Source organism: Paenibacillus sp. Leaf72, from assembly GCF_001422685.1.
GTDB lineage: Bacteria > Bacillota > Bacilli > Paenibacillales > Paenibacillaceae > Pristimantibacillus.
Genome location: NZ_LMLV01000012.1, coordinates 170,412 through 183,777, shown reverse-complemented (window position 1 = coordinate 183,777; position 13,366 = coordinate 170,412). Strand labels below are relative to the sequence as shown.

Genomic DNA, 13,366 nt, shown 5'->3' with positions numbered 1-13,366 from the left:
TTACAATAATCATACCAGCCTTACCTTTAAGAGACCGTAACGAAGAAAAAAGCTTAGAAAAAGGCACCGACATTTCTGTCGATGCCTTTTTCTAAGGAATCTTAACCAGCATTTTCCCCATATTTTTGCCTTCAAACAGCTGCAGGAACGCTTGAGGCACTTTGTCGAAGCCTTCGACAATCGTCTCCTCGTATTTCAGCTTGCCTTCTTCGAGCCACTGTCCTAGCGCCTGAATGCCTTCAGCCGTACGGTCGGCATAGTCGCCCAGCACAAAGCCTTTAATAAGCGAACGCGTCTTGATCAGCTGCGTCTGTATCCGGGGACCGATGTCGCCCGATTTGCTATTGTATGAGGAAATAGCTCCACATAGCGGAATGCGCGCATGCGTGTTCAGCAGCAGCATCACCTGATCGGAAATGTCGCCGCCGACATTGTCGAAATAAACGTCGACTCCATTCGGACATGCCGCTTCCAGCGCTTTGCCCAGATCGCCGACCGTCTTGTAGTTAATCGTCTCATCGAAGCCGAGCTCCTGCTTCAAATAGCTGGTCTTCTCATCCGTTCCTGCGATACCAACGACACGAGCGCCCTTGAGCTTCGCAATTTGCCCGACAATCATGCCGACCGCGCCTGCTGCGCCAGATACGACGACGGTTTCTCCTGCCTTAGGCTGTCCAATATCCAGCAAGCCGAAATAAGCAGTCAGCCCTGTAAGGCCCAAAACGCTCAAATAAGCGGGCAATGGCGCCATTTGATCATCTACCTTGCGAACGCTGGCAGCATCCACGACATTGTACAGCTTCCAGCCCAGCATGCCGAGCACCTTGTCTCCAACTGCAAACTGCTCGGATTTCGATTCGACAATCTCGCCAACAACACCGCCGACAATCGGCTCGTCTAAAGCAAATGGAGGAATATATGACTTGCTGTCATTCATCCGTCCCCGCATATATGGATCAACCGATAAATACAGGCTGCGGACGACAACCTGCCCTTCCGCCGGTTGCTGCACCGCAGCATCCTTCATCGCGAAATGCTGCTCTGTCGGCATGCCCTCAGGCCGTGCTGCCAACACGATCATCCGATTATTTAAAGTTTCGTTCATGATTCCAAAACCTTCTTCCTTGTTTTAAACTAATATATCCATTTTACCGGGCGGCATTCTGGGGCCCGAGCCACAATAAAGATTTTTCAAAGTACAGCTATCGTTGTATTCAAGCAAAAACGAATTCGTCGTCCTCTGGCGGCGCAGCGCGTTTCAGTCCGAGAAATATAGAGAAAGGTTGGCGAAATCATGTCTTTCCTATATTTTAAGAAAATAACATACTGGGGATAAAGTTTCAATGTTCGATTTTCATCGAACCGTTTTCGCTGTTTGCTTGCAACTGTGATTCAATCGGTGAAAATGCCAAAACAACCGGAGCCTTTTATGGCCCCAGTTGCTTCCCTTGATTTTGTACTTTGATCTTTTTGTACCATGATCTTTTGTACCATGGTGTTGTCTCGCTCTTTTGTACCGCAGCCCTATGGGCTGACTATCGCACTTGTCGTTCTAACTCCCGCAACACGCCCCGCACAGCTCGCAGGCGACTTGGCTTTAAACGTGACAATGACACTAGCCTTCCCTCGTGTGAGCGGCTCTGCTATCTCATAGGTCACATAAAAAATATGGCCGATTTTATTGCAATGAATCGTCTGCTCTCCGACGATCTCGTCATCGACCAGCACCTCAAACTCGCGGTTATATGCCGTACCTTCATGCTCAAAGCGAAAATGATCGCCGCCCCAATAAGCTACGCAAAGATTATTTTTGTTCGATCCATCAACCGCAAGCCGGTAGCTGAAGTAAGCATCGCTGACGCCAAACGCTTCTCTCCACATATGCAGCTTGTTCTGATTGTCCGTGAACGACCCGTTATAGGGGCTCGTTAAGCAGTTGCCTTGAAGCTGATGCCCGATTTCATCCTGCTGCCCGTCCGGCTGTACGCTATCGATGGTCACCTTATTTAGCTTCTTCTCAAAAGCATCGCCTTCGTCATTCAAATTCCAATACAGCGTATAAAACTCATGATGCAGCGCGTAGAAAGGCACGAGTGCTGCCCCCTTCCCATCGGAGGTCACTTCCTTCGCTATTTCAAATGTCAGCGTTTCGGCGTCCTTCAGCCTGATGAAGTCAGACAGGTTCTCACTTTCCGTCCAAAGCACAGGCACATCCGCCGTCTTCATGCTTAATGCGGTCTCATCGACGATCGTATCCTCCGGAAGGCCATCAGCGCCAAACCTTCCCGCAAGCACGATTGGGCCATAAAGAAAGGCGATTTTGCTTGCGCTATCTTTGGCGGTGTACTTCCTCAGTGCCAGCGGCAGCGTGACAATAATATGATCCCCCTTGCTCCATGTCCCGCTGATGGTCAAGTATCCGGCTTGTTTTTCAACATATTTGCGCTCGCCGTTGACGACCGCCACTAGCTCACAAGGCAGCCAGGATGGGACGCGCAGCTTAAGATTAGCCTCTGCCGTTCCCTCGGCAATAACAAGCTTCACGGTGTCTGAATACGGAAAGCTTGTTTCCTGCCTGATGACCAGCCCCTTGGCTTTCCATTCCAGCTCGGAGGCCATATATAAATTCACATACAGATCATCCTGCTTTTCAAAATAAATCGCCTCGGCATATTTGCCCGGGTTTTCCATGCCCGTTCCGGTACAGCACCACCAAGCGGAATCGCGGGTGCCGTAAATTTTGAAATGGCCCGGCAGCGTCGAGGCAAAATAAGTTTTATTGCCCGTATGCGGGTCCTGTGTACCGAGGATGTGATTGTATAAGGCGTTTTCATAATAATCCATATACGCGCTGTTTTGCTCCCAGCTAAACAAATATTGGGTCAGCACAAGCATGTTATGTGTAAAACACGACTCTGCTGATTTAATGCCCAAGCTTTCCATATCCATCGCTTCAAAATGCTCCGAGAGGCTGCTTCCGCCAAAAACATAAGAGCGTCTGCCGACCACCGTATGCCAGAAAAACTCGGCAGCTGTGCGATAGGTTGTAAAATCCTTGTTCTGCTCATACATTTCGGCCACACCAATGACCTTTGGTATTTGCGTATTGGCATGCTTGCCCTGCAGCTCATCCCGCTCCTGCTCCAGCGGCGAAATGATGGCTTTATGCGTAAATTGAACCGCTGCTTCCATATAGACAGCTTGTCCCGTGAGGCCATACAGCTGCGCAAACACTTCATTCATGCCGCCATGCTCGCATTCCAGCATATGCTGCGTCTGCTCCTCCGACATTTGCGAGAGTCCATTTACTGCCCAATCGGCAAAGGCTTTGACAACGTGCAGTGCCTCCTCATTTCCAGTCAGCGTGAACGCATCAATTAAGCCTTGATAAATTTTATGCACGCTGTACCACGGAACCCAATACCCGTTCATGCTAAAACCGCCAATGTCCGTGCCTTTAAACGCTTCGATAAAAGGAGTTTCGACCAAGCCTCCAACGTATCCGCTGCCGGTCGCCGCTTGAATGCCTGCAAGCTCCGATACGGCATAATCCAGCTTCGCTTTTAGCGCCTCATGGCCCGTTGCCTGATAGGTGACGGCAAGTGCCGACATATAATGCCCGAGCGAATGACCGCTGATCGTTCTGGCTTCCCAGCCTTCGTACCGCGGCTGCTTGGGAGCCAAGCCATGCGCCTCATAACACGGGGCGAGAAAACGGTCGATATCAAGCGCGTGCAGATAACGCTCGCCAACTTCCTGTGACGTTTTAAAGAGGCCGTCCAGTAGCAATACGTCGCTTTGGCTGACGAAGCCTTGATTTATTTTTTCCATATTTATGAGTCCTCCCTAGACCTAAAATCAGCTATTTGCTATTCAGTGGCTACCATTCATGATAGTATCTTATCAAATCAAATTTGAAATAATCAGACTCATAATCAAAGAAAAGGTGGATAAATCAGTCTACATGAATGAAAAGCTGAGCCATTACTTATGCGGTAAATTCATATCCGAAGGCAACTGGTCGCACATGAAACGAAATGCGCTGCATTATGAAATCATTATGATGCTGGAAGGACAGATGTATATCGCTGAGGAAGAGCGGGAATATGTCGTCCGCCCAGGTGATATGCTGCTGCTGCAGCCCGGCATGACTCATTTTGGTTATCGGAATAGCGAGTCGCCCGTCAGCTTTTATTGGGTACATTACGGTACGAAGGCGGAGCCATATCGGAGCTATCCGACCCATGTGCCGATTGATGGTCCGTCGACGATTAATCAGCTGTTTAAGCAGCTGCTGCATGTTTCTTCTTTTTCGGCGGAGGAGGCAAATGCCGCTCTATTGTTATTATTGAATGAGCTTACGCGGACGATTGACCAGCAAAATCATGCCCCGCACGCCATCGTCGACAACATTTGCAGGTGGATTGATGCCCATTTGCATCTGGACATTAATGTCCGTAAAATTGCAGAGGTGTTCAACTTTAATAAGGATTATATTTCGAAGGTTGTGAAGCGGGAGAAAGGGATGGGCATTAAAGCTTATATTTTGACGCAGCGAATCAGCCGGGCGAAGCTGAAGCTTCTGAACACGAATTTGAGCGTAAAGGAAATTGCTGGCGAATGCGGTTTTTCCGATTATAAGCTGTTTCTGCGAACATTCAAGCATTATGAGGGCATGACGCCGAGTGATTATCGCAATATTTTATACTCGACACCGCTTAATATTTAAAGGTTGCATACGGACAAATGAGCTGGAAGAAGTTTGGGAGATGATCATACTTGAGTAAAAAGAAGAAAACGATGGCGATTGAGGCACCGATCCTGCCGATTGAGCTTCCTGTGCTGGAGCAGACCGAGCTGCAATCTCATGCTTTTTTTGAAATGGGCATTATTCAGGATTGCGTATGGGATGGACAGCAGGCTCGCAAGGTGATTTTCGACAAAATTATTTTCAAAAATGTCACGTTTACCGAGACTGCACTGAACGAGGTCGAATTGACGGATGTGATTTTCGACAAATGTGATTTGTCGAATGCCGACTTTAGTGATGCCATTATCCACCGGACTGTGTTCAAAAACTGCAAAATGATTGGCATGAATCTGACCGGAGCTACGCTGCGAAACATGATCTGGAAGGACAATTTGGCGGATTATTCCAATTTCAGAATGTCTGATATGAAGCAGGTATCCTTCCAGGACAACTCGATGGGCAAAAGTGATTTCAGCTTTGCAAAGCTGCAAAAACTCGAGCTTTTCCAATGCCAAATTGACCAAGCCCAATTTTCAAATACGAAGCTGGCTGGCCTTGATTTAAGCACCTGCGAATTTAACGGGATTGCCGTTGCCCCCGAGGATTTGAAGGATTGCGTCATTTCGCGAGAGCAGGCGTATGTGTTTGTGGCGCTGTTTGGGTTGATTTTGAAGGAGTAGCAGCTTCGCTAGGCTATTTGAAGCGTTATTTTGAACATGATTTTAACCATGATTGCCATTATAAAATCAAAAAGGGCATCCCCGAAGGGTGCCCTTTCTCCATTCAGACCATCATTAAATACAATAAGAGCGCCAGTCCCATAACGGCAGCAAACCTATAATTCGGCCTCGCCAGCTCGAAAACTGACTTGTTGAATAATCCTGCCAGCAAATTGTTCACCGCCGAAGCGGGAGAAATCGGATTGGACAGCCCCCAGCTTCCGAGCAGCAAAACGGCGAAATAAATCGGGCTGATCTGCACGACGTCCGGATCAATGCTGGTCGCGAGAATCGTCACCCATACAATTGGATGAAGGCCAATTAATGAGGTAGCAGCAATCATAACGATTGTGAAAATAGAAAACGATAATGCAATAGGCAGAGGTATGTGCCCGAGCAGGGAGGGAATGACGTGCCCAAAACCTGTAGCGCTAATCGATCCGCTGAAAAAGCCTGCGGCTAAAAACAGCGTAATCTCCTTTTGCAAAGCGGGCAGCGTAACGGTCAAATGATTCGTCAGTCCCTGCCGGAATGTCGGGAGTGCTCCCTTCGCAAGGCACCACAGCAGCGGAAAAACAACCGCCCCCATGCAAGTAATCAGCACCATCGGAAGCTCAATCAGCTGCTCCAGCAGCAAAATGGCCGCCGTCGCACACAGCAAATAAATAGCGAGTCCCATCGGAAAGGAGGCCCGTCTTCCGTGTTCCTTCTCCATGCCTTGGCCTCGCTGATTCTCGATCGCTTTCGTGGATCGCGTGACTGTCGTGACTTCCGTGACTTCCATGGCTTCCTGGCCCAGCTCATCTGTCTGCGCTGCTGCAAGCTCACTTGCCTCATCCTTTGCACGCAGCTGCTTAAAGTCCACAGCCAAGCTTACCAACAGGCTGATCAGCGACAGCCCGATCAAATAGGGCAGCAGCGCTGACCAATTCAGCTTAAGCGCCGAGGTGACAAGCGCCATTGCTGCAAAATAAGGCGACCAGCAAATCGCGCCTCCAAAGCCGCGATTCAAGGCGTTCGCCAGCAGCCCGGATAAGCGCCCGGAGCGGGGCTTAACGAATACCAAATGATAAACGACGGGAATAGACCCGACGTTTATAAACCCGCCCATTATATGCGTCATAAGCTGCGTACCGATGAACAGGGCTGTCGTGCTGCGCATACGCGTTTCATAGAACCGCTTCAGAGCAGCAACATAATCCGGCAGCCGTACCGGAATGCCGAACAAGGGAGCAAATACGAATAAGGTAACCAACGTCGCATTCATACTCGCGGCTTTAAACCAATATGCGGCATCCGCTTGCTGTGCCAGCATCAGGACGACCCCGCCAGCTATAAAAAAAAGACTCAGCCACAGCGCGATTCCTTTGAGCTTAGGCAGCAGCAGGAGCACCGCCATAAAGGAAAGTCCGCCCAGCACATAAACAAGCGGCCCCCACTGCGTAAACTGCTGTAAAATAAAAACGGCAGCGAGAGCGAAAATAACTGCTCTATCGATCACTGCCTTTGTCCCAACTGTCATGACCTTCGCCTTCTCTTCTGCTTCTGCTCTCTAGTTGAACTTCCAACAGCTTAAGCTTAAATTGCCGTACTGGTAGCTGCGGTGAAGCAACGTTGCTTGACGGTTCTTATCACCCGAGCCCATAGCCAGCAGGAGCGGGATAAAATGCTCGCTCGTCGGCACTGCCTCCTGCGCAAAGGGAGCCAGCTCCCTATAATTGAATAGTGCCGGGAGATCCCATGCCTCAAGCTTGCTCTGCAGCCAATTATCGAATGCTTCCGCCCATTCGTCAATGCCTTCAGACTGCCAATTCAGCTTTCTGAGATTATGGACGGTTCCGCCGCTTCCAATAATCAGCACATCCTGCTCCCTAAGCGCAGCTAATGCCTTGCCGATCTCATACTGCTGCTCATTGGTCAAATAACGGTTAACCGAAAGCGCGACGACGGGAATATCCGCATCCGGATAAATCAGCTTGAGTACGGCCCAAGCGCCGTGATCAAGTCCTCTCTCCTCATCCAGCACACTTGGAATGCCATGTTCAGCGAACAAGGCTTGAATGTCTTCACTGAGCTGGCGTTTGCCTTCCGCCGGATACGTCATCTGGTACAGCTCATCCTGAAAGCCCGAAAAATCATAAATCGTGCTGTACGCTGGAGCAGCGCCCACTGTCTGAACCGTCTGCTCCCAATGGGCGGAAAAAAGGACAATCGCTTTCGGCTTTGGCGTCTGCTCCTTAAAGCTTTTCAATAGAGCCGTATAGCCATTATTCTCCAATACAATGGACGGCGCGCCATGGGCAAAAAAGTATGCTGGCATCATTGTGCTTGTTCCCCCTTGTTCTCAAGTAGCCATGCAAGAAAATCCCGTTGATTTTCTTCGGACACGCCATGGTCGGTCGGATAAATCTTAAAGGTCAATTGCGGCGTCAGCGCTTGAAAATAATCCGCTGTCTCGTGTCCAATTCGAATCGGAAATATGGAATCAAATTCACCATGCGAGACAAACACGGATACGTTCTCCAGTGATTGCAAAACATATTCGTGTTTGACGAACTCTGGCACATAGCCGTTCAACGCAACAATGCCTTTCAACTGGTCCCCCATCGTAAGGGCAAGCGTCATCGATAAAATCGCACCTTGGCTGAAGCCAAGCAAATAACGCTGGCTCGCATCAATCGGGTATTTTTCCGTTGCATAAGCAATAAAACCTTCAAGCTGCTGCACAGCCCGGTCAAAAATGTCCCGAATCGGGTTGCCGAGGCTCTTCAGCTCATAATATTGGTAACCGGCGCCCAGCCTAAGGTCGCCTCGGATGTTAATGATGATGAACTTGTCCTCTAAAGGCGCTACAAGCCCATGCATATTTGCCTCATTCGAGCCTTTCCCATGAAGGGTGAAAATAACAGGATAGGTTTGGCCTGCCTCCGCATGCGCTGGCAGGTGAACATCATAATGATAAGCGGGGTTCATAGTGGCCCTCCTCAAAATATTAGTAATAAGAATTAAAGTTCTGTATTACAAATATATAGTGAAGCTATAGCTTTGGTCAACATGAAAATCGCTGCGCCCGCTTCTGACACATGCAAATAGCGCGTGCTGATCGGGGATCGGCACGCGCTGCTTGGTTTCTTTTTTTTATAAACAAACTACAATGTTTCCAGCAGCGCTTTAAGCTCAGGATTCAATTGCAGAACATGCAGCACCATTGTTAAAGCCTCCGCACGGGACGCTTGGTTATTCGGCTGGAACGTTCCGTCGCCAGCTCCGCTGACGATGCCAGCTGCCGCGGCTTTCTCAATTTGCCCCTTGTTCCACACTTGATTAATGTCGGTGAAAGCAGGCACACTCGCTGCATTCACACTATCAAGATCAATAATTTTAGCAAGGATTGCGATTATTTCAGTACGGCTAATTTCCTGATTCGGCTTAAATGTGCCGTCCTTATAGCCTGAAATTACGCCTGCTGCATGCAGGCTTCCAATCGCCGCTTCCGCCCAGTGGCCCGAAACATCACTTAGCACGCTGCCGCCTGCAGCAGGGCTGGATATGCCAAATAACTTGGAAATGATGGCCGAGAATTCAGCGCGGGTAATGCTTGCATTCGGACGGAAGGCATTGTTCTCATATCCATTAACGATGCCGAGCTTAGCAAAGACGTCAACCGTCTTATTTGCCCAGTGGGAGCCGGTATCCGTAAATGGGATGATTGTTGGATTAGCTTTAGCTTCATCTACTTGCTTCGCAAGTCCTGTGATCACATCATCAATCTTGACGACTTTATCATTGAACTTTATTTGGGGCGCTGGCACCGATGTCGGTGTCGGCGCTGGCGTTGCTGTAGGCGTTGCTGTCGCTACAGGCGTAGTCGAAGAGCCGCCTCCATTGCTTCCACCACTAGCTGGCGCTTGAACAACAACGCTATGGGAGGCAAACACAGCCGAACCATCGGCCGCCGTTGCTTTCACAGTAACCGTACCTGCGGACACGCCCGTCAATAAGCCGCTGGCATTAATGGAGGCGACACCTGTACCATTTTCAACCGACCAAACGATCGATTTGTCCGCTGCATCCACAGGTGCAATTTCTGCTGCCAATTGGATGGTACCGCCAGTCTGAACAGCGGCTTGCCCCGATACCAAGACGGAGTTTACCAACACAGGTGTCGCTGTTGGCGTCGGCTCTTGTGTTGGTGTTGGTGTTGGTGTTGGTGTTGGTGTTGGTGTTGGCGTTGGCGTTGGTGTCGGCGTTGGTGTCGGCGTTGCAGGCACGTTTATCGTTATGTCCTTGCTCCCTACAATACCAGTGCCGTCAACGGCAGTTGCTTTCGCTGTAACTGTTCCGGCCGATACGGCCGTCAACAGCCCGTTTGCATCAATCGTCGCTGAGCCTGTACCGTCCACAACAGACCAGACAACCGCTGGATTAGCCGCATCGATTGGAAGCACTGCTGCATTTAACGCTAAAGATTGACCTACATCGACCGTATCGATACCGCCAGACCCACTGACCTGAATATCTGTTACGACATGAAAAAAGTTATCCGTAATCAATTTCGGACCAGAGTATACAGCTAATTGTGCCAAAGTCACAGGAACATTAACATCGTTATTTTTAATTAAAAACGTCACGAGTCCGCTATTCGTATAGGAGGACATCCCCCCGAATATTGAAGCATTCGAAATATAATCAGGATCCATATCATAAAAGAGTAAATTCGGATTACTCGTATGAATAAATATTTCTGTTCGTCCCGTCACGAGCTCGTCATCCGCATCATAAACAGAAAAAGTGACACTTGTATAATCCGGATGATTGACATCCGTATGTGGCAGCTCGGCCAAAGCAACATAATCTACAGCCTCTGTCGGTTTGTACGTTTGAATGTTGGATAATGATACGGATTGGCCGCCATAAGAACGTCCGGGAATCCAGCTGACCTGACCATCCGTTACATACCCGCCCATCATCGTTTTATCAGCATAGGTATTTACGGTTACCGATGTTTCCCCTGCGTTAACATCCGGAACCTGTGTGACCGTTCCATCGGAATACCGTATAAATGCATGTTCTGAAGCGTCTGGCAACCCACCATTATAATAGACTGTTACAAGGCTGCCCGAGGAGATACAACCGCTTAACAAAGCGAGAGTCAAAATTAAAACCAAACCCAATTTCATTGTTGAACTTTTTTTCATTGCTTTCCCTCATTCCTTATCGTCTTAATAAATGCCCGTTAGCACTAGTATAGCCCTTGCCAATGACAGGAAAATGACAAAGTCTTGGACAACGCAAAGAACCCTCACTTTGAGGGCCCTTAGGTTATGTTACGGATGCTATACGATGAGGAAGAGGAGCTAAACCAAAAGTTAAGGAAACTTTTTAACGCCCATCACATGATCGAGCGGAATATATCCGATTTCCCTGCTGTCCGAGCTATGATTGCGATTGTCGCCCATGACGAAAATATGCCCTTCAGGAACGTTCCATTGCTGATCCGAAACAAAATTCATCGTTTCATTCAGATAAGGCTCGTCCAGCGCCACACCGTTGCGATAGGTTTTATGATCCTTAAACTCCAGCACATCGCCAGGTTTGCCTAGCACTCTTTTCACATAAAACACGGCGTTGTCATTCGTATTATTTTTCATAAAAAGCTGAAGCAGCGGGTGCTCCAAAAGATCATCTGTCAAATCCCGTTCTCTGCTCACCCGGCTGTCGATCACGACCACATCGCCATATTCCGGAAGCTTGGACAACGTGTGCGAGATTTTCGAAACGTAAATTCGTTCCTTATCCTGCAAAGTCGGGTCCATTGAATGACCGTCAACCTTATAGGGCTGAATAACAAATACACCAATAATTAATGAAAGTACAACTGCAATGCCGAAAGTGCTGACCCAGCTGCCAATCTCCTTCAAGGCTTTCATCTTAATAACGTCATCCTCCTCTTTCAAAGACTCCCTAAATTATACCATTTACTCTACTACATGAAAACCTGAAGCCAGGCAGGGCAGCTTCATGCTTTTCGTTTCGTGAATCTGCTCCCTGTACAAAGATAGATTTGGCGGACACAGCAGACTCTATTTCAACAGATTGACGGGTTATGGAATAGGCTGCGGACTCAGGAGACGCTAATGTGCTGCAAATTTGGTCATTCAGCGGTTCTTGTTTGTTAGACCGTTTTCTACCCGTTTAGAAACGCAATTAAGGCTTTATTAAATGACTCGGGATGCGTCGCATTAACGCCATGCGGACCGCCTTTAATTAAAGCAAGCCTGCTGCCTGCAATGGCTTCGTGCGAACGTTTTCCACTTACTTCGAATGGCACAATAGCATCGGAATCGCCGTGGATAATGAGCGTCGGTACATTTATTTTTGTTAAATCATCGCGAAAATCGGTGCGCCCAAACGCCTTGATGCAATCCAGCGTCCCCTTCGGTGAAGCAAAAGCGGCAATATCGCGGTTATACAAGCGAGCCGGCTCGCTTACCAAATCCGACTTTTCCCCAGCGGCAAAAAAGTTCTTAGTAAATCCATCAAGAAAGGCCAGACGATCCTTCTTTACCCCGTCCTCGAACTCCTTGATCAGGGCATCATCAACGCCGCCATCAGGATTGCCCTCGGTTTTATATAGGTATGGCGGGACAGCTGCCGCCAAGACGGCCGTGAATGAGCACCACCGGTTTTCCTGTACCCCGATCCTCATAAAAAAGCTCAATAGGAGCATTATTTTCCGATCCAACCGTTAATTTTGTCATGTGAAGCACCCCTTCCAAGTTTGGGTTACAGCCTTGCAAGCAGCTCTATTCATCCTGACACCGGGTGAAGAAAGGACAGATTTCATACGCTGCGAGCCATTGCTGCAATATTATTCCCCTTATAGAGGACCTCCCAAACATTGAAGAGGCGGAATAGGAGGGTCCTGCAAGCGTTAGCTTTTTAAACAACCTCCTCATACTGCTCCATTATTAAAAGTGAAATTTTTACAAACCTATAGTAAAATAGACTAGTTCTTTTTGTAACCAAGAAGTATATGGGGGTTAATTATTGAATAAAAGTCTAGCAGTAAAGTTGTGTTCTTGTTGTCTTATCATCCTGTCCATTTTGCTCAGCGCCTGCTCAATCAAGCAGGAAAATCCGCAAGAGCAGCGTCCCAGCGCAATCCCAATTGCCGAGCCTCTTATTAGTTCCACAATAAGCCCTACAGATAGTACTTATTACCATTCTTTAAGCGACTACTCTGGCAGTTGGACAGATGCAGTATTTAATCAGTATCTCTGTAATAATTGCTTTAGTGGAATTGATATTTATAGTACAGACAGCGATACAGGCAGCTTGTCTTTCTATTTATATAATCCTGATCGTGTGATGGACTCGTCCACAGAAATCAAGCTTACAGACAATGAGGGCTCTTTTCTATTGGAAGATTATGCAGGAAAAGGAACCGGCACGATAAAGCTGGAACCTGATCGCGTTATTATAACTTTAAAAATGGATACCGATATAGAAGGCGTTCTAGAGGCCTATAGTGATGAGCGAACCTTTGTAAGAGACCCCTATAAAGGACTGACTTATCTGGACCCTCTCGCTCTAATGACAGACTACGTTAAAGACAAAGATGGGCTTAACCGCTTGAATTACATTTATGATAATTCAGCGGAATGGAATGAAGAACTGTATGGCACTGATGAGCTGAAGGTTATAGTCGGTTTAGATGACAAGGGAGAAATTACAAAACGATTCACGGTGAACAGATTGACGGGAAATATATTAGAGCTACCCTTTTTTTGAGTATGTCCCTTACAGGAAAAAAAAGAGCCCGCTCATTACTGAGCTGGCTCCAACTATAAATCATAAGTTATAAGTCATCTATTCCAGTATTTCATTCGAAAAT

10 protein-coding genes and 1 pseudogene are annotated in these 13,366 nt (G+C 48.0%); 3 read left to right on the top strand and 8 right to left on the bottom strand.

The genetic code is table 11. The features are described 5' to 3' along the window. Positions 1–91 precede the first annotated feature (91 nt). Both ASF12_RS15515 and ASF12_RS15510 read right to left on the bottom strand, forming a co-directional pair. Positions 92–1,105, bottom strand: coding sequence for an NADP-dependent oxidoreductase (locus ASF12_RS15515; protein ID WP_056036351.1), 1,014 nt, complete (start codon positions 1,103–1,105; stop codon positions 92–94). A 419-nt stretch (positions 1,106–1,524) separates the two neighbouring features. After that, complete coding sequence (locus tag ASF12_RS15510) at positions 1,525–3,831, bottom strand: beta-L-arabinofuranosidase domain-containing protein (RefSeq protein ID WP_056036350.1); 2,307 nt, start codon at positions 3,829–3,831, stop codon at positions 1,525–1,527. A 133-nt stretch (positions 3,832–3,964) separates the two neighbouring features. Here ASF12_RS15510 and ASF12_RS15505 point away from each other — a divergent pair, with 133 nt between their 5' ends. Continuing rightward, positions 3,965–4,729 carry a helix-turn-helix transcriptional regulator gene (locus ASF12_RS15505; protein ID WP_081418836.1) on the top strand — a complete coding sequence of 255 codons (765 nt, stop codon included), beginning with the start codon at positions 3,965–3,967 and terminating at the stop codon, positions 4,727–4,729. Between the two features lie 50 nt (positions 4,730–4,779). Further along, a complete protein-coding gene (locus tag ASF12_RS15500) occupies positions 4,780–5,430 on the top strand; it encodes a pentapeptide repeat-containing protein (RefSeq protein WP_056036347.1) in 651 nt (216 codons plus the stop codon). Positions 5,431–5,533: 103 nt separating this feature from the next. Here ASF12_RS15500 and ASF12_RS15495 read toward each other — a convergent pair whose 3' ends face one another. The 6 genes and pseudogenes from ASF12_RS15495 to ASF12_RS15470 all read right to left on the bottom strand — a co-directional run bounded on the left by ASF12_RS15495 (position 5,534) and on the right by ASF12_RS15470 (position 12,230). Beyond that, positions 5,534–6,991 carry a hypothetical protein gene (locus ASF12_RS15495; protein WP_056036345.1) on the bottom strand — a complete coding sequence of 486 codons (1,458 nt, stop codon included), beginning with the start codon at positions 6,989–6,991 and terminating at the stop codon, positions 5,534–5,536. Between the two features lie 30 nt (positions 6,992–7,021). Next, complete coding sequence (locus tag ASF12_RS15490; RefSeq protein WP_056036343.1) at positions 7,022–7,792, bottom strand: DODA-type extradiol aromatic ring-opening family dioxygenase; 771 nt, start codon at positions 7,790–7,792, stop codon at positions 7,022–7,024. After that, positions 7,789–8,442, bottom strand: a complete 654-nt coding sequence (locus ASF12_RS15485) for an alpha/beta hydrolase (RefSeq protein WP_056036340.1) — start codon at positions 8,440–8,442, stop codon at positions 7,789–7,791. The genes ASF12_RS15490 and ASF12_RS15485 overlap by 4 nt, the downstream gene beginning before the upstream one ends. A gap of 176 nt (positions 8,443–8,618) precedes the next feature. Beyond that, on the bottom strand, positions 8,619–10,667 hold the full coding sequence (locus ASF12_RS15480) for an S-layer homology domain-containing protein (protein ID WP_056036338.1): 2,049 nt from the start codon (positions 10,665–10,667) through the stop codon (positions 8,619–8,621). A gap of 171 nt (positions 10,668–10,838) precedes the next feature. Beyond that, positions 10,839–11,399, bottom strand: coding sequence for a signal peptidase I (lepB, locus tag ASF12_RS15475; protein WP_056036337.1), 561 nt, complete (start codon positions 11,397–11,399; stop codon positions 10,839–10,841). A gap of 257 nt (positions 11,400–11,656) precedes the next feature. Beyond that, positions 11,657–12,230, bottom strand: a pseudogene (locus ASF12_RS15470) (alpha/beta fold hydrolase). A gap of 289 nt (positions 12,231–12,519) precedes the next feature. On the opposite strand from ASF12_RS15470, the gene ASF12_RS15465 reads away from it, so the two are divergent. Continuing rightward, on the top strand, positions 12,520–13,263 hold the full coding sequence (locus ASF12_RS15465; protein ID WP_056036335.1) for a hypothetical protein: 744 nt from the start codon (positions 12,520–12,522) through the stop codon (positions 13,261–13,263). The last annotated feature ends 103 nt before the right edge of the window (positions 13,264–13,366 follow it).